General features: G+C 51.4%; 20 protein-coding genes. 13 read left to right on the top strand and 7 right to left on the bottom strand.

What is annotated here, in order from left to right:
* Positions 1 to 49: 49 nt before the first annotated feature.
* Positions 50 to 1,405 (bottom strand): glutathione-disulfide reductase, encoded by a 1,356-nt coding sequence (gene gorA / locus EWA64_RS08220; protein WP_061893789.1) that lies wholly within the window; start codon positions 1,403 to 1,405, stop codon positions 50 to 52.
* A 266-nt stretch (positions 1,406 to 1,671) separates the two neighbouring features.
* A complete protein-coding gene (locus tag EWA64_RS08215) occupies positions 1,672 to 2,511 on the bottom strand; it encodes a 23S rRNA (adenine(2030)-N(6))-methyltransferase RlmJ (RefSeq protein WP_061893732.1) in 840 nt (279 codons plus the stop codon).
* A gap of 270 nt (positions 2,512 to 2,781) precedes the next feature.
* Between EWA64_RS08215 and prlC the strand changes: the two genes are divergently transcribed.
* On the top strand, positions 2,782 to 4,824 hold the full coding sequence (gene prlC / locus EWA64_RS08210) for an oligopeptidase A (RefSeq protein WP_061893733.1): 2,043 nt from the start codon (positions 2,782 to 2,784) through the stop codon (positions 4,822 to 4,824).
* 71 nt (positions 4,825 to 4,895) lie between these two features.
* Here the strand turns inward: prlC and asnC are convergent, their stop codons facing one another.
* Positions 4,896 to 5,360 (bottom strand): transcriptional regulator AsnC, encoded by a 465-nt coding sequence (gene asnC, locus EWA64_RS08205; RefSeq protein WP_039422561.1) that lies wholly within the window; start codon positions 5,358 to 5,360, stop codon positions 4,896 to 4,898.
* Between the two features lie 109 nt (positions 5,361 to 5,469).
* Between asnC and EWA64_RS08200 the strand changes: the two genes are divergently transcribed.
* The 3 genes from EWA64_RS08200 to EWA64_RS08190 all read left to right on the top strand — a co-directional run bounded on the left by EWA64_RS08200 (position 5,470) and on the right by EWA64_RS08190 (position 10,140).
* Complete coding sequence (locus EWA64_RS08200) at positions 5,470 to 8,604, top strand: EAL domain-containing protein (protein ID WP_061893734.1); 3,135 nt, start codon at positions 5,470 to 5,472, stop codon at positions 8,602 to 8,604.
* 92 nt (positions 8,605 to 8,696) lie between these two features.
* Positions 8,697 to 9,476, top strand: a complete 780-nt coding sequence (locus EWA64_RS08195; RefSeq protein WP_039462382.1) for a class I SAM-dependent methyltransferase — start codon at positions 8,697 to 8,699, stop codon at positions 9,474 to 9,476.
* A gap of 139 nt (positions 9,477 to 9,615) precedes the next feature.
* Entirely contained in the window at positions 9,616 to 10,140 is a 525-nt protein-coding gene (locus EWA64_RS08190) for a hypothetical protein (protein ID WP_061893735.1), read from the top strand.
* 93 nt (positions 10,141 to 10,233) lie between these two features.
* On the opposite strand, the gene EWA64_RS08185 is transcribed toward EWA64_RS08190, so the two are convergent.
* Both EWA64_RS08185 and EWA64_RS08180 read right to left on the bottom strand, forming a co-directional pair.
* Positions 10,234 to 11,118 (bottom strand): carboxylate/amino acid/amine transporter, encoded by an 885-nt coding sequence (locus EWA64_RS08185; protein WP_061893736.1) that lies wholly within the window; start codon positions 11,116 to 11,118, stop codon positions 10,234 to 10,236.
* Between the two features lie 66 nt (positions 11,119 to 11,184).
* On the bottom strand, positions 11,185 to 11,610 hold the full coding sequence (locus EWA64_RS08180; protein WP_061893737.1) for a universal stress protein: 426 nt from the start codon (positions 11,608 to 11,610) through the stop codon (positions 11,185 to 11,187).
* 168 nt (positions 11,611 to 11,778) lie between these two features.
* On the opposite strand from EWA64_RS08180, the gene ftnA reads away from it, so the two are divergent.
* From ftnA to EWA64_RS08165, 3 genes are all read left to right on the top strand, one after another.
* Positions 11,779 to 12,306, top strand: coding sequence for a non-heme ferritin (gene ftnA, locus EWA64_RS08175; RefSeq protein ID WP_061893738.1), 528 nt, complete (start codon positions 11,779 to 11,781; stop codon positions 12,304 to 12,306).
* A gap of 85 nt (positions 12,307 to 12,391) precedes the next feature.
* Positions 12,392 to 12,715 carry a universal stress protein UspB gene (gene uspB, locus EWA64_RS08170; RefSeq protein WP_039422576.1) on the top strand — a complete coding sequence of 108 codons (324 nt, stop codon included), beginning with the start codon at positions 12,392 to 12,394 and terminating at the stop codon, positions 12,713 to 12,715.
* Positions 12,716 to 12,818: 103 nt separating this feature from the next.
* Complete coding sequence (locus EWA64_RS08165) at positions 12,819 to 14,006, top strand: BaiN/RdsA family NAD(P)/FAD-dependent oxidoreductase (RefSeq protein ID WP_061893739.1); 1,188 nt, start codon at positions 12,819 to 12,821, stop codon at positions 14,004 to 14,006.
* 59 nt (positions 14,007 to 14,065) lie between these two features.
* Here the strand turns inward: EWA64_RS08165 and EWA64_RS08160 are convergent, their stop codons facing one another.
* Positions 14,066 to 16,540: a putative bifunctional diguanylate cyclase/phosphodiesterase gene (locus EWA64_RS08160; RefSeq protein ID WP_061893740.1), complete on the bottom strand. Its 2,475-nt coding sequence runs from the start codon at positions 16,538 to 16,540 to the stop codon at positions 14,066 to 14,068.
* Positions 16,541 to 16,851: 311 nt separating this feature from the next.
* Here EWA64_RS08160 and EWA64_RS08155 point away from each other — a divergent pair, with 311 nt between their 5' ends.
* Complete coding sequence (locus tag EWA64_RS08155) at positions 16,852 to 17,682, top strand: HDOD domain-containing protein (protein WP_061893741.1); 831 nt, start codon at positions 16,852 to 16,854, stop codon at positions 17,680 to 17,682.
* Between the two features lie 18 nt (positions 17,683 to 17,700).
* On the opposite strand, the gene EWA64_RS08150 is transcribed toward EWA64_RS08155, so the two are convergent.
* Positions 17,701 to 18,606 (bottom strand): DMT family transporter, encoded by a 906-nt coding sequence (locus EWA64_RS08150; RefSeq protein ID WP_061893790.1) that lies wholly within the window; start codon positions 18,604 to 18,606, stop codon positions 17,701 to 17,703.
* Between the two features lie 131 nt (positions 18,607 to 18,737).
* On the opposite strand from EWA64_RS08150, the gene rmuC reads away from it, so the two are divergent.
* The 5 genes from rmuC to tatA all read left to right on the top strand — a co-directional run bounded on the left by rmuC (position 18,738) and on the right by tatA (position 23,641).
* Complete coding sequence (gene rmuC / locus EWA64_RS08145; RefSeq protein WP_061893742.1) at positions 18,738 to 20,252, top strand: DNA recombination protein RmuC; 1,515 nt, start codon at positions 18,738 to 18,740, stop codon at positions 20,250 to 20,252.
* A gap of 72 nt (positions 20,253 to 20,324) precedes the next feature.
* On the top strand, positions 20,325 to 21,107 hold the full coding sequence (gene ubiE / locus EWA64_RS08140) for a bifunctional demethylmenaquinone methyltransferase/2-methoxy-6-polyprenyl-1,4-benzoquinol methylase UbiE (protein ID WP_061893743.1): 783 nt from the start codon (positions 20,325 to 20,327) through the stop codon (positions 21,105 to 21,107).
* Positions 21,108 to 21,115: 8 nt separating this feature from the next.
* On the top strand, positions 21,116 to 21,721 hold the full coding sequence (locus EWA64_RS08135; RefSeq protein WP_061893744.1) for a ubiquinone biosynthesis accessory factor UbiJ: 606 nt from the start codon (positions 21,116 to 21,118) through the stop codon (positions 21,719 to 21,721).
* Complete coding sequence (ubiB, locus tag EWA64_RS08130; protein ID WP_061893745.1) at positions 21,718 to 23,352, top strand: ubiquinone biosynthesis regulatory protein kinase UbiB; 1,635 nt, start codon at positions 21,718 to 21,720, stop codon at positions 23,350 to 23,352. The genes EWA64_RS08135 and ubiB overlap by 4 nt, the downstream gene beginning before the upstream one ends.
* A 52-nt stretch (positions 23,353 to 23,404) precedes the next feature.
* Positions 23,405 to 23,641: a Sec-independent protein translocase subunit TatA gene (gene tatA, locus EWA64_RS08125; protein WP_039422597.1), complete on the top strand. Its 237-nt coding sequence runs from the start codon at positions 23,405 to 23,407 to the stop codon at positions 23,639 to 23,641.
* Positions 23,642 to 23,643: the final 2 nt, after the last annotated feature.

Here is a 23,643-nt window from a genome sequence, read left to right as displayed (position 1 = left end):
AATGACCGCGGGCAGGTAAGTTTGCCCGCGGTTATGTTTTTGGGGCGCCTTAGCGCATGGTAACGAACTCTTCTGAACCGGTTGGATGGATAGCCACAACTGAGTCGAAATCGGCTTTGGTGGCGCCCATCTTCATCGCCACGCCGAAGCCTTGGATCATTTCGTCTACCGCGAAACCGATGCCGTGTAGGCCAACCACTTTCTCATCTTCGCCTGCGCATACCAGTTTCATCTTGCATGGTTGACGGTGTTGCGTCACCGCGGTGTACATTGCGGTAAAGCCAGATTGGTACACTTTTACGTTCTCTTCGCCATATTTAGCGATTGCTTCTGGTTCGGTCAGGCCGATGGTGCCGATTGGTGGGTGGCTGAACACTACGGTTGGCACCAACTCGTAATCCATCTTCGCGTTGGGCTTGTTGTTAAACAGACGCTCAGAAAGCTGACGACCCGCTTTCACCGCAACTGGGGTGAGCTCGATGCCGCCTTCCATAATGTCGCCCACGCAGTAAATGCCAGCAACGTTGGTGGCTTGGAACTCATCGACTTTAATGTAGCCGCGCTCGTTGGTGGCTACGCCGGTTGCGCTGAGGTTTATGGCGTCAGTCGCTGGGTGACGGCCAATTGCCCAGATAAGCTGATCAACGTTTTGGCTTTCACCGTTTTCAAGGTGAAGCGTTAGGCTGCCATCGGTTTCTTTGACCACCTCTTTTGGCACGCTATGGGTGTGCAGTCTTGGGCCTTCTGCCGCCATCACTTCCACTAAGGTGTCGATGATCATTGGGTCGAAGCTGCGCAGTGGTGATTCTTTACGGCAGAACAGGTGAGTTTCGGTGCCAAGCGCGTTGAGTACGCCAGCGATTTCTACCGCGATGTAACCCGCGCCGACCACAGCAACACGTTTGGGCTGCTCAGCAAGGTCGAAGAAGCCGTTGGAATCGATGCCGTATTCCGCACCCGGAATGTTTGGAATGGTCGGGCGACCGCCCACGGCAATCAAGATGTGATCCGCGGTGTAGTGTTCACCGTTCACTTCCACGGTTTTCGCATCGATGAATTTCGCGAAGCCTTTAATCACGTTGACTTTGTTGTTGCCGAGCACGCGATCGTAAGATTGGTGGATACGACCAATGTACGCTTGGCGGCTTTCCACCAGTTTGCTCCAGTCGAAGCCTTTTACGTCCACATCGAAGCCGTAATCTGGAGCGTAAAGGCTCATCGCTTCGGCGATTTGCGCGCCATGCCACATCACTTTTTTCGGTACACAACCGACGTTGACACAGGTGCCGCCGAGGTCTTTCGCTTCGATCAGCGCCACTTTCGCGCCATACATGGCTGCACGGTTGGCTGATGCGATACCGCCACTACCACCACCGATACAGATATAGTCAAAATGCGTTGCCATTACTTTCTCCAAGATCTTATTGATTTTTTGAGTGCCCAACATAGATTGGGGTGGCGCGTTGTGAAGTCAATGCCACCGCTTTCCCCTATCATAAAACGAGTCTAGCAATTTGCTTAATGGGAAAAAGTGACGATGCTTATGACAAATAGCGATGAGAGAGTTAGAAAAGCTCGCGCGAAAGGAATATTAGGTAGATTAAGTGGCGATGTTGGGTGAAAAAAAGCGCAGCGGTTAAGGCGCTGCGCTGAGAGAGGAGTGCTCAGCCGTTATTCCGGCACCACCCATTCGACTTTCCAGTGGCCTGTCGCTGGCGCGATGGCTTGTTGCAGAAACGGCAGAATCTCTTGCATCTGGCTTTCCAGCTTCCACGGTGGGTTTATCACGATCATGCCGGATGCCGTCATGCCGCGCTCGTTGGTGTCGGGTGACACGCCGAGCTCAATTTGTAAGATTTTGCGAATGCCGAGCCCTTCAAGCCCTTCCAGCATATCATCGATGTCGCAGCGATTGACCACCGGATACCAAATCGCGTAGATGCCCGTCGCCCAACGTTTGTGGCTTTGGTAAATCGCTTGCACCACATCACGGTACTCTTTGGCTAACTCGTAAGGCGGATCAATCAGCACCAAACCGCGGCGCTCTTGTGGCGGCAGGCTGGCTTTAAGGCGTGAAAAGCCATCTTCTTTGTAGATACTCACTTGGTGATCACGGTGAAACTCTTGTTCCAAGAGCGGGTAATCGCTTGGATGGAGCTCCGTCAGAACCATGCGATCTTGCGGGCGCAACTGAGCACGCGCCACGCGTGGCGAACCAGGATAGTAACGTAAGTTGTCGCCGTTATTCAGTGCCTTGATGGCATCGAGGTAGCTTTTGAGATCTTCAGGAAGATTATTTTGCTCCCAAATTCGTGCGATGCCTTGTTTGTATTCGCCAGTCTTTTCCGACCATTCATGCGTCAGATCGTAGCGACCCACGCCGGAATGGGTGTCGTGATAGACGAAGGGTTTGTCTTTTTGTTTTAAGGCGTCCAGAATCAAACTCTGAACAATATGCTTTACCACGTCGGCGTGATTGCCAGCGTGAAAACTGTGGCGATAACTCAGCAAAATACACTCTCGTAACACTCTTGGCAGAGTGTGGTCTGGGATGAATAGGGTGATTATATACGCAAGTGATGCGGATGTTGATGGATCTCTCAGCCTAAGCTCGGACAAAATTGCTCCATAGTATTGAAATCTGAACCTGTTGCTCATATGTAGTGTCATAATGCAGTACGTATTACCGCCGTTGGCTGAAAAACAGTCGATGGAAGCGCGCAGCCCGTTGGACGCGCGGCTGCCTAAGTCACGCCTATGAGCCAAACAAAAGGAATTTATATGTCGAATCCACTACTTACATTTACCGATCTGCCTCCGTTTTCTCAAATCAAACCTGAACATGTGAAACCTGCGGTCGAGCAGGCGATTGCCGATTGCCGCGCCAAGATTGACCAAGTGCTGGCGGACAACAGCAATCCGTGCTGGGAAAGCGTGATTGCGCCGATTGAGGAAGTGGATGATCGCCTGAGCCGTATTTGGTCACCCGTCAGCCATATGAACTCGGTGGTGAACAGCGATGAGCTGCGTGATGCCTATGAAAGCTGCTTGCCGATGTTGTCGGAGTACGGCACTTGGGTCGGTCAGCACAAAGGCCTGTTTGAAGCTTACAAAACCATTAAAGCCAGCGATGAGTATCAAAAACTGACGCAAGCGCAGAAGAAAACCATCACCGATTCACTGCGTGATTTTGAGTTGTCGGGCATCGGCTTGCCTGCGGACGAGCAGCATCGCTACGGCGAGATCAGCAAACGCATGTCGGAGCTGAGCTCGAAATTCTCCAATAACACCCTTGATGCCACCATGGGCTGGACCAAGCACATCACGGATGAAAAAGAGCTGGCAGGCATGCCTGAATCCGCGCTGGCGGCAGCCAAAGCGGCGGCAGAAGCCAAAGAGTTGGATGGCTATCTGCTGACGCTCGACGTACCGTCGTATCTGCCAGTGATGACTTACTGTGACAACCAAGCGCTGCGCCGTGAAGTTTACGAAGCGTATGTGACACGCGCCTCTGATCGCGGCCCGAACGCGGGTAAGTGGGACAACACGGAGATCATCAACGAGCAGTTAAAACTGCGCTATGAAATTGCCCGTATGCTGGGTTTTAACACTTATAGCGAAAAATCGCTGGCGACCAAAATGGCCGAGAGCCCAGCGCAAGTGCTTGGCTTTTTGAATGATTTGGCCACCAAAGCCAAGCCGCAAGGTGAGCGCGAAGTCGAAGAACTGCGTCAGTTTGCTGAGCAAGAGTTTGGGGTGTCTGAACTCAACGTGTGGGACATCGCTTACTACAGCGAAAAGCAAAAACAGCATCTGTTCCAAATTTCTGATGAAGAGCTGCGTCCTTATTTCCCTGAGTCCAAAGCCGTCAGTGGCCTGTTTGAAGTGCTCCAGCGCGTGTTTGGCATGAGCGTGCAAGAGCGTCAGGGCGTGGATGTTTGGCACGAATCGGTGCGTTTCTTCGATATTTTCGATGCGCAAGGTACGCTGCGCGGCAGTTTCTACCTTGATCTCTACGCGCGTGAACACAAACGTGGCGGCGCGTGGATGGATGAATGTCGTGTGCGCCGCGTTAACGCGCAAGGTGAGCTACAAACGCCGGTGGCGTATCTGACGTGTAACTTCAACCGTCCGATCGGCGACAAACCCGCGCTGTTTACTCACGATGAAGTGGTCACGCTGTTCCACGAATTCGGTCACGGCATCCATCACATGTTGACCCAAGTAAGTACCGGCGCGGTTTCTGGCATTAATGGTGTGCCTTGGGATGCGGTTGAGTTGCCAAGCCAGTTCCTCGAAAACTGGTGCTGGGAAGAAGAAGCGCTGGCGTTTATCTCAGGCCACTATGAAACGGGCGAACCGCTGCCTAAAGCGATGCTAGAGAAAATGTTGGCGGCGAAGAACTTCCAGTCGGCGATGGGGATTTTGCGCCAGCTTGAGTTTGGTTTGTTCGATTTCACCCTGCACACTGAGTTCGATCCGGAAGTCGGCCCGCGTGTACTGGACACGCTGGCGCAAGTGAAACAGAAGGTGGCGGTGCTGCCAGCGGTGGAGTGGGCTCGCTTCTCCCACAGCTTCGGTCATATTTTCGCCGGTGGTTACAGCGCGGGTTACTACAGCTATCTGTGGGCTGAAGTGCTCTCTTCCGATGCGTTCTCACGTTTTGAAGAAGAAGGCATTTTCAACTCTGAAACGGGGCAAAGCTTCCTGCACAACATTCTTGAGATGGGCGGCAGCGAAGAGCCAATGGAGTTGTTCAAACGCTTCCGTGGTCGTGAACCACAAATTGATGCTTTGCTGCGTCATTGCGGTATTGCCGCGTAAATCACTAAAGCGTGAATGCTTGATACAAGGCCAGCCACAGTGCTGGCCTTGTTTTTTGCTGAACGGCAGCGTTAAGGGTTGACGTTGCGATTGATCGGATTTTGCAGTGAGATGAGGGTTTCGGTGGACTGCACTTCGTCGATCGCTTGCAGTTTGTCGATCAGCACATATTGCAGCTCTTCAATCGATTTGCACATCAGTTTGACGAAAATGTTGTACGCACCGGTGGTGTAGTAAGCCTCCACGACCTCGTCAAGGGCGTTGAGCTTTTGCAGCGCCGAGTGATAATCACGCGCCGCATTGAGATTAATGCCGATAAAACAGCACACGTCATAGCCAAGTTTCTTGGTATTGACGATCACTTCTGTCCCTTCAATCACCTCAGCGGCTTTCATCTTTTCGATGCGCACGTGAATCGTGGCTGGGCTGACATTAAATTGCTTTGCCATCTCGGCGTAGGGGGTTTTCGCATCCGCCATCAGCGTTTTTAAAATCGCTCGGTCGAGTTCATCCAGTTTGGCGTTGGTTGTCTGCATTCTTTGTCCCTTTTTTAACCGCCGTGAGGGTATAATACTAACAAGGGTCGCTCAGCTTACACAATCGCGCTTTGCACCTGAACCGTCTCAGTATTAACAAGGTGAATGCGTGCGTTTTTGTGTCTGTTTACTGCTGCTGTGCTGCAGCGCTTTTGCAACGGCTGAAGAGAAAAAAGTGCTGGTGGTTCACTCCTACCATCAAGGCTTTTACTGGACTGACTCGTTTCAGCGAGGATTGGCGCAGCAGCTAGAGCAGCGTGATATCTCGATGCGCGTGCTCTACTTAGACAGCAAACGCAATCAAAGCGCCCGTTTTCTCAATCAGCTCTATTCCCTCTACAAAACCAAGCTGGAACAGGAGCATTTCGACGCGATTGTGGTCAGCGATAATATCGCGTTGGCGTTGATGCAGCGCCTTGCCGAGCAGCTTGGTGATACACCAGTGATCTTTGGCGGAATTAATGATTACCAGCCAAGTTTGCATGCAGGTTTAAAAGCCACGGGTCTTACCGAAGACACCGACATACTCGCCAACATCGCGCTGATTGAGCGTTTGCAGCCGCAAGTCAAACAGATCTATGTGGTGACGGATCACTCCATCAGCGGGAAAGCGTTGCGTGTGCAGATCGACCGTTTTCTCACCGAGCATCCGCGCTATCAGCACAAAGTGATGCACTTGGTACCGGATAACATGCTGGATCTGGCACAGCAGACGGCTTGGATGGACATGAGTGATGCGGTGCTGTTTTGGGCTTACTATCGCGATATCAGCGGCCATTTGACCAGCAGTGACGATTGGAAAAAACTCAACCAAATGAGCCGTTCGCCAATTTATCTGGTGCACGATGTCGGTGTGGGCCATGGCGCGGTGGGTGGGGTTATCCAGAGTGGCTACAAGCAAGGCTTTGAAACCGGAGAAATTTTACTCAACGTGCTGGCTAACCCAAGCGCGCCACTGCCCAAAGTTCGGGTGGGAGAGCCAGATATTCGTCTCGATTATCAAGCGGTCGCACGCTGGGGGCTCGGTGTGGAAGGAGAATCTGCCTCGGTGTTTTTCAATAAACCGGAGCCGTTTTTCGAGCGCTATAGCCGCGAGCTCCGCATGGTTGGTATCGCCTTTGTGCTGCTGCTGGGCGTGATTTTGTTGCAAGTTTCCTATCTGCGCCGTTTGCGCCGCAGTGAAAGCCTCGCCAGAGAGAGTCAACTGATCCTCGAATCGATTTTCGACCAAAGCTTGCAGTACATCGGCATTTTGGATCAGCACGGTTGCCTGATATCAAGCAACAGCCAACTGCAAACACTGCTGTTTTATCCGGGCATGCCACTTGAGAGACCTTTATGGCAGCACAAGCATTGGGAAGACGAATCGGGCGCTCGTTTAGCGAGCTATTTTGCCTCTTCGGAGTCGATGGTGAGTACCTTTGAAGCGGAGATCTGGAGCGCCGAACAAGGTTCGATAGTGCTGGAAGTGTCGCTCAAGCCTTTCTCTTCTCAAGCCAAAAAAGCGCCGCGCTATCTGTTTGAAGCGCGCGATATCACCTCGCGTAAAGTGATGGAAGATAAACTCTACAAGCGCGAATCGAATCTGCGTAATTACTACGAGCAGCAACCAGTGATGATGGTGACGCTTGATGCCAACAATCGCATCCAGCAGGTCAATCGTTTTGCCCAGCAGTTGTTGGGGTATCCACAAATGTCGATGCTCGGCCATCATCTGCACGAGTTCTATTGCGACAGTAAGGCGATGAACCCGCGCCAAGTACTATTACAGCCCGATCCGGATATGAAAGGGGTGTGGCGGCGTGAAATTGAGTATCGCCATACCAATGGTGACGCGGTCTGGGTGCGGGAAAATATTCGCCCGTTAACCGAGTCTGGGCAGGTGCTGATTGTCGGCGAAGACATTTCGCACAACAAACAGTTGGCAACGCAGTTGGAGTATCAGGCCAAATACGATTTGTTGACCGACACTTACAATCGCAACCAGTTTGAAATCGAACTCAAGCGCTCGCTGGGCGAAGTCGAAAGCCATCGCCGTGTACACGCCATGTTGTACATCGACATGGACCAGCTCAAGGTGCTCAATGATACCGCCGGCCATGATGCGGGAGATGCCGCAATCCAATATTGCGCTAGCATGCTGGAAGAGGTGTTGCCTCACAACGCCGTGTTGGCGCGCCTTGGCGGCGACGAATTTGCCGTGCTGCTCAAAGACAGCAATGAGCATACCGCGATTGGTGTTGCCAAATCGATTCTCGCCACCTTAGGGGCCGAGCCGTTTGTCTGGGAGACGGTGCGCCTCAACCTCACCTGCTCGATTGGCATTCGCATGATCGACCACACCGCCGATTCGCCGCAAATGGTCCACGCACAAGCCGACACCGCCTGCCACGCCGCCAAAGAGTTGGGGCGCAACCGCTATCAACTGTTTAGCCTCGATAGTGAAGAGTTACGGCGCCGCCAACAGGAGATGGAGAGCGTCAATCTCGTGCACGATGCGCTGGCCAACGATCGTCTGGAGCTGTTCGCCCAGCGCATTTTGCCGCTCAGCCGGGAATGTAAAAAAATGCACTTTGAGATCTTGGTGCGCATTCGTGACAGTGATAATCGTTATCTGTCGCCCGCTATTTTTATGCCAGCGTCGGAGCGCTACAACATCGCCCATCTGATCGACGAGCAAGTGGTCAATCAAACCCTCGATTGGCTGGAAGCGCGGCCAGAGGTGGTCGCGCGTCTGGGGCGCTGCTCGATTAACCTCTCCGGCCATTCGATGGGGAATCCGGAGTTCATTCAATTCTTGCTCGATCGTCTGGCGCACAGTGTGATTCCTTGCGAAAGCTTGTGCTTAGAAATCACTGAAACCGCTGCGATGAAAAACGTCGCGCTGGCGATGGAGTTTTTTGCCCAGCTCAAAGCTTTGGGTTGTTTGATCGCGCTGGATGACTTTGGCTCGGGCCTCTCTTCATTTGGTTACTTGCGCCAGCTGCCGCTGGATATTGTCAAAATCGACGGCATGTTCGTGCGCGATATGCATGAAAACGAGACGGACCTTATTATGGTGCGCGCGATTAACGAGCTGGCCCAGCAGATGAAAAAGCAGACGGTGGCGGAGTTTGTCGAAAATCCAGACATCATAGACAGGTTGCTGGAACTCGGGGTCGACTATGCCCAAGGTTACGTGATCGGCAAACCGAAACCGCTGGGCGAATTGATCGAGGAATTACTGACCGAACTTGAGCGTTAAACGGCGCGTTGCCAGCCAACAATCTCTGGGGTTTCCGTGAGCGTTACGCTACACTCGCGGCGATTATTTTCTTACTTTTTGGGGAGCTTTCAGTGCAATTACAGCTGATTTGTGAAGACGTGACGATGCAAGCGCAATTGGACGCCATCGCCGCTCGCTGGCAACTGGTGCAGGATGAGCAGAGCGTGATGGCTCTGGTGTTGACACCGCAGCGGCTGGAATTGCGTAAACTGGACGAACCTAAACTGGGCGCGATTTATGTCGATTTGGTGGGCGGCGCGGTCGGCCATCGGCGCAAATTTGGCGGTGGAAAAGGGCAGGCGATCGCCAAAGCCGCAGGGCTTAATAAAGGGGCGACACCGAGTGTGCTTGATGGTACCGCGGGCCTTGGCCGAGACGCCTTTGTGCTCGCTTCGCTCGGTTGCAAAGTGCAGATGGTCGAGCGTAATCCGGTGGTGGCGGCGCTGCTGGAAGACGGTTTGCAACGCGCCAAACAGGATGTGGAAATTGGCCCGTGGGTCAGTGAGCGTATGTCGCTGCTGCACGCTTCCAGTCACGATGCATTAACGCAATTGGTTAGCGACCCGAATTTTGTCCGTCCGGACGTGGTCTATCTCGATCCTATGTACCCGCATCCAGAGAACAAGAAAAAAAGTGCGCTGGTGAAAAAAGAGATGCGCGTGTTTCAATCCTTGGTGGGCGCCGATAGCGACGCCGATGCCTTACTGGCGCCCGCTTTGGCCTTGGCGAGCAAACGGGTCGTGGTCAAACGCCCTGACTATGCCGAGTGGCTCGATGGGCAGAAACCGGCGATGGCGATCGAAACCAAAAAGAATCGTTTTGACGTCTATGTTAATGCATCAATGAGTTAGCTCCTCGGCAAGTAAAGGAGCGCGTTTTGCGGTGATAACTTGCTTGCTAAATATTCCGCTGCGCTGTATATCTTAGTAAGAATTATTATTATTCAAAATATCAACGATGGATACACATCGCGCACGCTGGAGTAGTAGCATGGCAAAACGCTTTTGTAAGATGAACCGCAAAGAGATCGCGGATCAGCTGGGGGAAATTCACCAATTGGTCGCCGCGCCCCAATATCTTTGCCGGGCGTGCGCTCGTTCGTCGGCAGCGAAAGGTTCACTGTGTAAGCCGCAAGCGATTCCATCGTTAAAAGCGTTGCGCCAGAATGCGGCGCAAAGCGAAGCGAAAAACGAGCATATAGTTAGCCCACCCGCGCCGATTGTGGTTAAACCGAGCTTGCCGATGGAAAGTGCAGAGGTCACAACCTCGGCGAGCGCGCCGTTAAACGACTTTGCCATAAGCTTGCTCTCGCTCAATAAGAAGCAACTGAAAAAAGCCAAGAAAGCGCTAAAAAAGCAGCGTAAGTATCACAAGAAGCTGGCTAAGTTGGCCAAGAAAAAGGCCAAACAGTTGAAACGAAGAGAGAAGCTTGAGCGCAAATTGCATAAGTTTAGTGGCGTGCTGCGGGTGCTGAATCATACTCAAGCGGTGCGCCAAGAGACGCCCATGCACTGAGTGAGACGTTAAAAAAAATCGCCCACATGTCGTGGGCGGTTTTTATTAACGGACTATTCTATCAACGGGCTTTTTTATCAACGAACTTTTTTATTAACGGACTGTACGTGCGTAGTCGCGCTCAACTTTCGCTTTCACCCAGCGTTCGTTTATCCACAGCGATAGCAGAATAACTCCGCCTCCGACGGCAAGGCGTAGCAAGTCAACATCGCGGTTCCAGATCACGATATTGACAATCAGCCCGGCGGGCACCAAGGCGTTATTCATCACCGCCAGCGCACCTGCGTTGACCATAGTCGCGCCTTTGTTCCAGGCAAAATAGCCTAGTCCAGACGCAATCAGCCCCAAGTAAATCAAAATGCCCCACTGCACATCAGTGGTCGGTAGCTTATTGACGTTGCCGAGCAGAGCAAACGCCACCAATGCCACGCACAGCGCACCGAGGTAGAAGTAGCCAAACACCGTATGCTGCGGCAAATCCAGCGACTCTTTTTCCATGATGAACTTATAGCCCACTTGGCCGATGGCGAAACAAAGGTTTGCGCCTTGCACCACCAAAAAGCCCAGCAAGAAATTCTCATTAATGGTGGAGAATTTAATCAGCGCTGCACCAGCTACGGCAATCAGCGCCGTGAGCAAGTACCACGGGGAGAAGCGCCCTTTCAACAGGTCGTAAATCAGGGTGACGTAAATGGGCGTGAAAACAGTAAACAGCAACACTTCCGGCACCGACAGCAGCAGGAAAGATTGGTAGTAGAAACAGTACATCAGGCCAAGTTGAAAAGCGCCAACCAGCATCAGTTTGCCGATCAGCGCTTTACTGATCCCTTTGAATTTGAGAAACGGCAGAAAAACCACACTGGCCAATGCGACGCGCATCAGTACAGAGAACCAAGAATCGACCTGACCAGCGAGATACACGCCGATCAGGCTAAAGGAGAATGCCCATAGTAGGGTGACTGCATTGAGATAAAACATAACTGAGAGTAATTATTAATCAATTCGCGCAGTCTACCGATTTGCGATGGGCGGCAAAAGCAAAACTTACTCTTTCAATGGTACAACCAGCATATCCACTGGCGAGCAGTTGATCAGTTGGCGAGTAGAAGAGAGCAGTTTGCTCCAAAAATCTTGATGATGGCCACACACCAGCAGGTCGATATTGTATTCGCCAATGGTGTCGCATAACTCATTGTTTAAATCGCCACTGCCGACCAAAGTATGAGTGATAGGGAAGTTAGCGTATTCCGCCAAATTGGTCAGTTGGGTGCGCGAGGCTTCCATCGCATGGTGCTGGGCTTCGGCCATGTTGATGTCGATAAGGCCGGTATAGAGCTCGGCGTAATTAACATCAATGTGAATAAAGGAAACTTTGGCTTCCAGTGCTTTTGCAAGAGAAACGGCTTTATCTATCAGTAGTTTGCTGTCGTCAGACAGATCGATGGCAACCAGTATGTGTTGATAACTCATGGTGTGGTCTCCTTTATCATTTTCCCCTTTGGGTATAGTTCAACATTAGCACTTAGGTGAACAGTTTTTTGCCGTTGGGATCTCAGAACCGTATCCAGTGAACAAAGAGTTATCGAATTTTTCGTGTTATAGTTGCCAGCCACAGACATGAAAATATCAGGAGCCCACATGCTGTCTCAGACTATGGTCGACCAACTGAATGAGCAAATTAATCTGGAATTTTTCTCATCCAATCTATACTTACAAATGAGTGCTTGGTGTGAAGATAAAGGTTTTGATGGCGCAGCGCAGTTTTTACGTACGCATGCGGTAGAAGAAATGGGCCACATGCAGCGTTTGTTTACTTATGTGAGCGAAACTGGGGCTCTGCCAATTTTAGGCGCCATCGCCGCACCAAAACATGATTTCGTGAGCTTGGGTGATGTGTTCCGTGAAACTTATGAACATGAAAAAATGATCACAGAACAAATCAATAAACTGGCTCACCTTGCCTTTACCTGTCAGGACTATTCAACCTTCAACTTCCTGCAGTGGTATGTGGCTGAGCAGCACGAAGAAGAAAAGCTGTTTAAAGGGATTTTAGACAAGATCGAACTTGTGGGTGAAGACGGCAAGGCGCTGTTCTTTATCGACAAAGATCTGGCACAACTGGCGAAAGAAGGTTCATCTTCAGTGATGGATGCTCCAGCTGCGTAACGGGACGTTAAGTTCCCGGTAGCGGGAAAAAAGGCGACGATCGTCTTTTTCTCTTGAGCATTGTTGAAGATGTAGGGAGGAAAAGATGATCAATGCAGATATTATCCTATTCACGCTTATGGTAGTGACGGGCGTTAATCTGGCCCGCTATCTCACCGCACTGCGTTCTCTTATCTACATTATGCGAGAAGCCCACCCGCTCTTGTATCAACAAGTGGATGGCAACGGTTTTTTTACCACGCATGGGAATGTCACCAAGCAGGTGCGTCTCTATCACTACTTAAAAAGCCGCGAGTATCACCATCATCATGACCCTGTGTTTACTGGAAAATGCGACCGCGTACGCGAGCTGTTTGTTCTTTCTGTCAGCTTGATGGGAGTGACACTGCTGGCGGCATTTCTTCTGTAAGCGAGTGCTTGGAAAATAACCCGCTTTCGCATTAGAATAGCGGCGAAAAAGTAAGGATGTGCCAACTGCACATCCTTTTTTATTGCCAGAGAGATTCACGAGCATGAGTAAACAGTTTGATGTCGTCATTATTGGTGCCGGAGCCGCAGGATTGATGTGCGCCGCCGAGGCGGGTCGTCGTGGTCGCCGGGTACTGGTGGTCGATCACGCCAAAAAGCCAGGACGCAAAATCCTCATTTCCGGTGGTGGCCGTTGCAATTTCACCAATAATGATGTGTCAGCGAAAAATTATTTATGCCGCAACCCGCATTTCGTTAAGTCGGCGCTTTCCCAGTACAGCAATTGGGATTTTATTTCGATGATCTACAAGTACGGCATTGAGTTTGAAGAGCGCGATCATGGCCAGCTGTTTTGTGTCGATTCAGCGAAAGAGATCGTCAACATGCTGCTCAGTGAGTGCGATCAACCCAACATCACTCAGCGCTACCAAGTGCAACTCACCGAGATTGAAAAAACCGAGCAAGGCTTTGTGCTGCGTGCGGGCGCAGAAGTGTTTGCATGCCAATCTTTGGTGGTGGCGACAGGCGGCCTGTCTATGCCTAAGTTGGGCGCAACCCCTTATGGTTACAAGATTGCCGAGCAGTTTGGTATTCCGGTCGTGCCGACTTGCGCGGGATTAGTGCCGTTCACTTTGCACAAAGAGGACAAAGAAGCGTTTGCTGAGCTCTCCGGTATCGCAATTCCGTCGGAGATCACCGCAGAAGACGGCACCATGTTCAAAGAGGCGCTGCTGTTCACCCATCGCGGCTTGTCGGGTCCTGCGGTACTGCAAATCTCTTCTTACTGGCAAGCAGGGCAAGCGGTGAACGTGAATCTGGTGCCTGAAGTCGATCTGCATGAACTGCTGACGCGCAACCTAGAAAAACACCCTAACCAGAGCATGAAAAACACCTTGGCCAAGGTGCTACCTAAGCGTTTAGTCGAAGTGCTGATTGAACGTAAAGAACTGAGTGACAAGCCGCTCAAACAGTACAACAGCAAAGAGTGGCAAACGGTGATTGAAACTTTGCAGCAGTGGAAAATCGCTCCGAACGGGACCGAGGGGTATCGCACGGCGGAAGTGACCTTAGGCGGCGTCGATACCGATTATCTCTCATCGAAAACCATGGAGTGCAAAACCGTCTCTGGTTTGTATTTCATTGGCGAAGTGATGGACGTCACTGGCTGGCTCGGTGGGTACAATTTCCAGTGGTGCTGGTCGAGCGGCTTTGTCGCGGGACAGTGGGTGTAAAGAGGAGTGCGTCCTAAATGAATCAGGCTTGTTTAGGACGCCTGTTAAAATGGGCAGTATTACTCTCTGACCATCAATTGAACCAGTTGCTGCGCATCTTGTGGCCGAGCGAGATAAAAACCTTGCCCCAATAAGCAGCCTTGGCTTATCAAATAGTCGATTTGCTGCTGGTTCTCCACCCCTTCGGCAATCACCGTAAGCGCTAAGGTTTCGCCCATGGCGATCACCGCTTTGACGATGGCGTTGCTGTCACTATCGACGGGAATGTCATTGATAAACGAGCGATCGATTTTTAACTTGCTGATTGGCAAACCTTTTAAATAAGAGAGCGACGAATAGCCGGTGCCAAAATCGTCCAGCGCAATCTCGACGCCCATCGCGCGCAACTGATTGAGTGCTTGGATGGCTTTGGCCGGATCGTGCAGCAGGAAGCCTTCGGTGATCTCCAGTTCCAGTTTTCTCGCTGGCAGTTGGGTATCCTGTAAAATATCTTGTAACTCGCTAATAAAATGCGGATTTTGCAGTTGTAACGCTGACACGTTCACTGCCATGTGACTAAAACGGTACCCCTGACTGAGCCAAGTCGCGGCTTGCTGGCAGGCGCTACGCAGGACCCATAAGCCAATCTCCTGAATCAACCCGGTTTTTTCGGCGACAGGAATGAATTCGGCGGGTGAGATCAATCCCCACTCAGGATGTTGCCAGCGCAGCAAGGCTTCCATTCCGACTAAGCGCGACTCGTAAAGATTAAACTGTGGCTGGTAGAGCAAAAACAGCTGATCTTTTTCCAACGCTTCGTGCAGTGCCGATTGGTAGCGTAGGCGTGAAAGCGACTGATTGGTCAGATCTGGCGAGTAAAACGCGTAACCATTACGGCCATTCTTTTTCGCCAGATACATAGCCGTGTCGGCGTTTTTCAGCAAAGATTCGCTGTTTGTGCCATCTTGCGGGAAGCGGGCGATACCAATGCTGGTTGAAACGCGCAGGCTCTCTTGCTCTGAGAGATGAAAGGGGCGGTTGAACACTTTGAGAATGTCGCTCAACGCTTGAGTCAACTGCTCGTCGTTTTGCAGATCTGGCAGTAGTACAACAAATTCATCACCGCCAATCCGTGAGATGTGTGCCCGGCCGTGCAACGCTTCGGATAGACGCCGGCCAAGCTGCGATAACAGGGTGTCGCCGCACAGGTGGCCCAAACTGTCATTAATGTGTTTGAAATGGTCGATATCGAGAAAAAGAGTGGCAAAACTCAGCCCAGATTGCTCTCCGCTTTTAATCTGCTGTTGCAGTAATTTCACCAACAGTGTGCGGTTTGGCAGCCCAGTGAGTGGATCATAAAACGCCATGCGCTCTAGCTTGGCTTCATTGGCTTTGCGTGCGGAAATGTCTTCAAACACACAGATGTAGTTGACCAACTCATGCAGCTCATCTTGAACCGCACTGATGGTGGCTAATTGCGGGTAAATGCTGCCATCTTTGCGACGGTTGATGAATTCGCCTTTCCACTGACCTTGTTGTTCTAATTGCTGCCACAACTGTTGGTAGAAAGCATCGTCATGATGACCAGAGCGCAAAATACTGGGGTTTTTGCCCACCACCTCTTCGGCGCTGTAGCCGGTTATTGAGCTAAAAGCCTGATTCACATCGAGAATACGAGCGTTGTGATCGGTGATCACCATCCCTTCTTGGGAGTTGTTGAAAATTCTGGATGCTAAAGTGAGCTGGGTTTCGATGTGTTTACGACGGGTGATGTTGCGCGTCATACCCAAAATGCCAATCAACTCACCGCGACGATTACGAATAGGAGACTTGATCGTCTCCAGCCAGCTCTTATTTTGCTGGTCATCAAACACATAACACTCTTCGACCACTTGTTGGTTGCCGCTGGCCACGACCAATTCATCGGATTCGATAAACTTCTTCGCTCTGGATTCTGGAAACAGCTCGTAATCGCTCTGGCCAACAATCTCAAGCGCACTTTTTTGCCAAGCCTGCTCCACACTTTGGTTGGTGGCGAGATATTTACCATCGACACTTTTTATCCACGTGTGATCTTCAAGACAGTCGATAAAATCTTGCAACTTGGGTATGGCCGTGAGTTCAGCGGCTTGATGGCGCAATTGCTGCTGATGGTATAAGTTCGCCAGTTCAAAACTGAAGATGGCAGCGAGCCCAGACAGTTGCACGGCCATCGGCGCGGCATGCTGCGCTTTGCGACAACGGGCGATCAACACGCCAAACAACTGCTGATCGAGCAGCCAAACCGGGCTGAGTGCGATCGCCTGATCGTTCACCGTTTGGTATTGAGCCTCGGTTTGCCCTATGGGCCATTCTGCCTGCCACTGCTCAAGTTTGGCGTAGATCTCCACTCCCAAATGGCTTTGGCTGCCGCTGGGCATGGCGAACTCGAGCATCCACTGCTCCGTGTAGCTGAATGAGTAAAAATAGCAGTCGCAATCGAGAAACTCAGAAGCTTTGGTGATCTTCTGTTTCCAGCGGGCGAGTACGTCATGGGAGATAGCAAAGCGAAACATAGGTAATAGCAGCAGAAAAAAGGGGCCAAGGTTGCGCCCGAAAAAAACCGACTGGCGCGAGCGCGTACTGAACCGCGTTTCGCATCAGCGCAAACGATGTTATAAAATTGGTTATATCCTAACCAACTCACCGCACTTTCCCAAGGTGAAATTGCAAGTTTTGTCTATAATTCTGGCCCGATGAGTGTCTCAAAATAAGCAATGTATTGCCTAAAACATTCTTTTTATTGCGTATCTTGAGCTGTTGTTTGGTCCTAAATAGAGCTGTATGCGCTATATTTAATGACTCTGCTGATGTTAAGGAAAAAGTTATGTCCCAAGATGCGCTGATCTCGCGTCTCAATGAGTTGCCACGGATCGAAAGTGTGTTGCAAGAGCTTTTGGTTATGGTGAATCGGGATGATTTTAGCTTTGCTGAACTGTCGCAAAAATTGGCGATGGATCAGGTGTTGAGCGCGCGTTTGCTGCGTATGGCGAACTCGGCTTACTTTGCCGGTAACCAGCCAATCTACAATCTCCATGAAGCTGTCGTGCGGGTTGGTACTAAGGCGGTGCGCACTTTGGTCTCCTCATCCATCATCTGTGGCGCGTTTCCTAGGGTGGAAACGCTCGATCTGAAAAGCTACTGGGCAGAGACCTTTGATATCGCCATGATTGCCAGCCGTTTGGCCGAGCAGGCCAAGCTCGACAGTAGCGAAGTCTTTACCACCGGTGTGTTGCACAACATCGGTGAACTGATGATTCACGCCTTAGTACCAGAGCAAGCGCTGATGATCCGCGAACGCATTGAGCAAGGGATGAAGCCCCTGGCGGCGCAGCGACAGGTGCTGGGTACAGATGCGGTAGAACTCGGTGTCAAACTGGCTGAAGCGTGGCAGTTCCCACTCGAGATGAAAGATGCGATTGAAAACATCAACCATCCCGGGCGAGCAAAAGTGGCCAAGCGGCTTGCTTGCTTGCTTTATCTGGCGCGCGATGTCAGCCGTTGTTGGGACACCATGCAGGATGAAGAAGAAAAGCAGTGCTACTTGGCTGAGCATCCCGCCGCAACCGCGCTTGGTATTTCGCCCGGACGCGCGTTTGTCGTCGACCAAATTCGCGGCCAAGGCAGCCAGATGGCCCACGATATTTTAACCATGTAGGCCAGAAAGGCATGGGCGTTAAGCATCGCCAGTGGCGAGCTTGTTTTTACCCCATTTCAACTGCTGAATCACCAGTCCGGTGATAATCAGCACTAGCCCCATTAAGGTGGTCGGATGGATCTCTTCGCCGATGATGGTGGCCAGTAGCATCAGCGAAATGAATGGCGAAGCAAAAATCAGATTGCTGATGCGCGCCGTGTTGTTGGTCTGTTTGAGTGCTGAGAGCCAAAGGACAAATGTAACCCCCATTTCAAACAGACCGACATAGGTGACAGCCAGCCAGCCTTGCACACTGATAGTGTGCCATTTCGCACCTTCATAAACACACAGCCCGAGCGCAAACGGGATGGCGACCAGAAAGCCAAGGAGCACGCCGACAATCGGATCGGCGCGGTTTTTAGTATTGAGAATCCAGTAACCAGCCCATAACAAAGTGGAAATGAGTGCCAGCGCCACCCCAGTTGGGCTGTCAAACGACAAACCGAGCACATCGCCTTTGGTGGCAATCACAATCACCCCGAAATAGCTGAACAGGCATGCCACCCAATCTTGCTTGCGAATTTTCTGCCCAAGAAACACCGCCGCCATCAGCGTCAAGGTGATCGCCCAGCTGTAGTTGATCGCTTGTGCCTGCGAGGCGGGCAGCAGGTCATAGGCTTTAAACAAGATGAGGTAATACGCTAGCGGGTTAATCAGCCCAAGCATCAGGTAATACCAGGGGTTGGCGAGAAAAGTGCTGACAACTTGCCCCAGCTTGCCTTGCAGCGCACAGATAACAAGCAGAGCCATGGCCGAGACCATGCTGGCGATAGTGAGCATCTGGATCGGGGTAAATTCGGCCAGAGTCAGTTTAAATGCAGTGGCTACGGTAGACCAAAGCAGGACAGCAGCAAGGCCAAATCCTAGGGCGCGACGCTCGTTCATGATTCCTCGTTTCAATAGCGGAGAGACAAAACAGCCAGTGTAAGCGAGGATTTTCTGGGCAACAAACTGGACATTTATCCAGTGCCAAAATACCATTGAAGCACGCATCTTAGCTCGGTCAACTCCTTATTATGCAATGGATTATCGAAAATCAGACCCTATTGCTGGCGGTCGTGGGCGCCGCAACCTGCAGTGCCGCGTTCGCCAGTTGGTGGACCAAACAGAAATTCGCCTATCAGAATCAGTTGCTTTTGCAGCAGCTTGAAAGCGACAAACAACTGGCCAAAAGCCAGATTGAGCAGCTCACGCGCACCTTAGCTCAAGCGCAAAGCGAGCTGGATGAATACGACGAAGAGCGCGATAAAGCGGCGTTTGAGGTCAAACAGTCGCATGGCAAATTGATGGCCGCGCTAGAGAAGCTGCGCTATTTCGAGGCGGTCAAACAAGAACGCCTGCACTACGCCGACGAGTTAAGCCGCCTGCGTGAAGAAAAAGCGAGCTTAGAGACACAACTGCGTGAGCAGCAAGCACGCCATGAGCAGGTCAATCAAGCCAATCAAGAGAAGTTGCAGTTGCTTGAACAGGCGGAAACGCGCCTCAAGCAGCAGTTCGAGCTGCTGGCGAACCAGCTGTTTGAAGAGAAAACCGCCAAAGTGGATCAACAAAATCGCCTCAGTTTAGAGGGGTTGCTCTCGCCGCTGAAAGAGCAGTTGGAAGGGTTCAAAAAGCAGGTTAACGACAGTTTTAGCCAAGAAGCGAAAGAGCGCCACACCTTAGTGCATGAGCTGAAAAATTTGCAGCGCCTCAACGAACAGATGAGCCGGGAAGCGCTCAATTTGACCCAAGCGCTCAAAGGCGACAACAAGCAGCAGGGCAACTGGGGTGAAGTGGTACTGGCGCGGGTGCTCAAAGAGTCGGGCCTGCGTGAAGGGCACGAATATCAAACGCAGGTTAGCCTGCAAAATGAAGCGGGCAAGCGTTATCAGCCGGATGTGATTGTCTCTCTGCCACAAGATAAGCAGGTGGTGATTGACTCGAAAATGGCGCTGGTCGCCTATGAACGCTATTTCCATGCCGACACGGACGAGCAGCGCGAGCAGGCGCTGAGCGAGCACTTGGCGGCGCTGCGCAGTCATATTAAGGGATTGAGTGTCAAAGATTATCACCAGTTGCGCGGTATCCACAGTTTAGATTACGTGCTGATGTTCATTCCGGTCGAACCTGCGTTTCAGTTGGCCATTCAGGCTGATCCGAGCTTGGTTAAAGAGGCGCTGGAGCACAACATCATTCTCGTCAGCCCGACCACTTTGCTGGTGGCGCTGCGCACCATCGACAATTTATGGCGCAACGAAAGGCAGAATCAAAATGCGAAAATCATCGCTGAGCGCGCGAGCAAGCTCTACGACAAACTGCGCCTGTTTGTCGATGATATGCAAAACCTCGGCGGCGCATTAGATAAAGCCAATCAGAGCTATCAAGGAGCGATGAATAAGCTGGTTACCGGTCGTGGCAACGTCATCCGCCAAGCCGAAAGTTTCAAAGAGTTAGGGGTTGAAGTGAAACGGCCCATTTCGGCCGATTTGGTTCAATTAGCACAAAATGACCCTTTAGTAGAAAGACATCCCGCTGAGGATAAAGTAAACTAATCGCCCGCAGTCGAGGGCCGTACAACCAAAATTGGGTCCGATGTCGAACCGTGCTGCTCAAGAGGAAGAATAATGACGGATATCAGCGTGCAATCAGATACAGCCTTAGAATCTCAGGAAACCACCCACTTCGGTTTTACCACTGTCGCCAAAGACGAGAAAGTCGCCAAAGTAGCGCAGGTGTTCCATTCGGTCGCCGCGAAATACGACATCATGAACGACTTGATGTCCGGTGGCATTCACCGTCTTTGGAAGCGCTTCACCATTGATTGCAGTGGCGCTCGCCCTGGGCAGCGTGTGTTGGATCTCGGTGGTGGCACGGGCGATCTGACGGCGAAATTCTCGCGCATCGTCGGTGAAAAAGGCCACGTTATCCTCGCTGATATCAACAATTCAATGCTCAACGTTGGCCGCGATAAGCTGCGTGACAGCGGCATCGTCGGCAATGTGCACTACGTGCAAGCCAACGCAGAAGAACTGCCTTTCCCGGACGACTATTTTGATGTCATCACCATCAGTTTCTGTCTGCGTAACGTGACCGACAAAGAGAAAGCGCTGCGTTCGATGTTTCGCGTGCTCAAGCCCGGCGGTCGTTTGTTGGTGCTGGAATTTTCCAAACCGGTTTTTGCACCACTTTCCAAAGTATACGATGCGTACTCGTTCCATCTGTTGCCTAAAATGGGCCAGTTGGTGGCCAACGATGCAGAAAGTTACCGCTATCTGGCTGAATCGATTCGCATGCACCCAGATCAAGAGACACTGAAAGGCATGATGAACGAAGCGGGCTTTGACAATACCTCGTATTACAATCTCACTGGCGGCATTGTCGCTTTGCACCGTGGTTTTAAATTCTGAGGTCGCCCATGCCTTTTGCTCCGCTGATCACCGCTGCGATTGAAACCACACTTAATGTGTTGTTCAAAGACAATCCGGATCTACAGCGTCGCCTGTTACGTCTCAAAGGGCAGGTGATTCAAATCCATCTCAAAGAGCTTAACCAGACGCTGACTTTTGTGTTCAGTCAGCAAATCGATGTGCTGGCCGATTATGAAGGCCAGCCAGATTGCTATTTGTCGCTCAATCTCTCGGTTTTGCCGCAATTGCGTGAGCAGGCCAACATCACGCGTCTGATTAAGCAAGACCAACTGGTGCTGGACGGCGATATCCAACTGGCGCAGAAGTTTGCCCAGTTGATGACTGATGCTAAGCCGGATGTGGAAGAGTGGCTGTCGCGCGTTACGGGCGATGTGGTCGCTCACAGCGCCGTAGAAGGGGCGCGCAATGTTGGCGAGTTTTTGCGTGCTCAGGCGAAGAAACATCAAAACCATTTGGGGCAAGTGTTAACCGAAGAGTGGCGTGTCGCGCCGGGGCCGCTAGAAGTGGCGCACTTTTGTGACCAAGTGGATGACGTGCAAAGTGCCACCGCTCAATTGGAAGCGCGTTTGACGCGATTGCTGGAGAAAGCATGACGCCAACCGAACTAAAACGCCTGTATCAGATTATTCAAGTACAGTTGGAATACGGTTTAGATGACCTCTTACCGGCGCACCAGCTAACTAAAGCGCCCCTTTTACTGCGTAAAAGCCTATTTTGGATTAAAAATCGTCACGCCGATAAGCCGCCCGGAGAACGCCTGCGTTTGGCGTTGCAATCGCTTGGGCCCGTGTGGATCAAGTTTGGCCAGATGCTCTCAACGAGGCGGGATCTTTTTCCGCCGCACATTGCCGACCCTTTAGCGCTGCTGCAAGACCAAGTTGCTCCTTTCGATGGTCATTTGGCGAAGGCACAAATAGAGAAAGCCTTGGGCGGGCCGCTGGAAACTTGGTTTGATGAGTTTGATGTCACGCCGCTGGCGTCGGCATCGATTGCCCAAGTACACACCGCGCGTCTGAAATCCAACGGTCGTGAAGTGGTTTTGAAAGTCATTCGTCCAGACATTCGCTCCATCATTGATGCTGATCTCAAACTGATGCACCGCATGGCGCGCATTGTCGCCAAAGCGCTGCCGCAGACGCGTCGTCTTAAGCCGATTGAAGTGGTGCGTGAGTACGAAAAAACACTGCTGGATGAGCTGGACCTGCGCCGAGAAGCAGCCAACGCTATCCAACTCAGACGCAATTTCGAAAACAGTGAAGAGCTGTACGTGCCGGAAGTTTTTCCGGACTTTAGTAATGAAACTGTCATGGTTTCTGAGCGAATATATGGCATCCAAGTTTCTGATATTGAAGGCTTGGTCGCTAACGGCACCAACATGAAGCTGCTGGCTGAGCGTGGTGTCAGCGTGTTCTTCACCCAAGTGTTTCGTGATAGCTTTTTCCATGCGGATATGCATCCGGGGAATGTGTTTGTCAGCCCTAACCATCCAGAAAACCCTCAGTGGATCGGGTTGGATTGCGGGATAGTCGGAACACTCAACAGTGAAGATAAACGCTATCTGGCGGAAAACTTTCTGGCCTTTTTTAATCGTGATTATCGTCGGGTGGCTGAGCTGCATGTCGATTCCGGCTGGGTGCCAGCCGATACCAATATCGACGAGTTTGAGTTCGCGATCCGTATCGTCTGTGAGCCTATTTTTGCCAAGCCCTTGTGTGAGATCTCCTTTGGTCACGTGCTGCTGAATTTGTTCAACACAGCACGCCGATTCAATATGGAAGTGCAACCGCAACTGGTGCTACTGCAAAAAACCTTGCTCTACGTAGAGGGGCTAGGGCGACAGCTCTATCCGCAATTGGATTTGTGGGAAACCGCCAAACCCTACTTAGAGCGCTGGATGATGAATCAGGTTGGCCCGCAGGCGGTGCTCAACGCGATTAAAGATCGTGCGCCGTTCTGGGCAGAAAAATTACCGGAACTGCCGGAGCTGCTTTACGACAGCTTAAGACAAGGTAAAGCGATGAACCAGAGAATGGATCAGCTTTATCAGGGCTATCGACAAAGCAAGCGCTCGCAGGCGACAGGAAAGTTTTTATTTGGCGTTGGTGCCACCTTAGTCGTATGCTCAGCGATATTGGTGGACCATGCGTTTGAGCAGCTGTCATGGATAACGGCGCTTATGGGCGTCACATTTTGGCTGTTTAGCTGGCGAGCTTATCGTCAATAGGCGTTAAACTCTTAATCAAATTGTTTGTTTTACAAAACCCGAGGTAAAGAAAATGGGTGGTATCAGTATCTGGCAACTGCTAATCATTGCTGTCATCGTTATATTGCTGTTCGGAACCAAGAAGTTGCGTGGCATTGGCGGCGATCTGGGCGGCGCGATCAAAGGTTTCAAGAAAGCCATGAATGACGATGAGTCAGACAAAAAAGACGCAGACTTCGAACCCAAGAGTCTCGAGCAGCAAACCAAGCAAGCTGCAAGCGAAACCAAAAAAGATAAAGAGCAGGCATAATT

The sequence above is a fragment of the Vibrio cidicii genome, assembly GCF_009665415.1.
GTDB lineage: Bacteria > Pseudomonadota > Gammaproteobacteria > Enterobacterales > Vibrionaceae > Vibrio > Vibrio cidicii.
The sequence above is the reverse complement of the archived record's forward strand: the minus strand, read 5'-3'. Positions and strand labels throughout refer to the sequence as shown.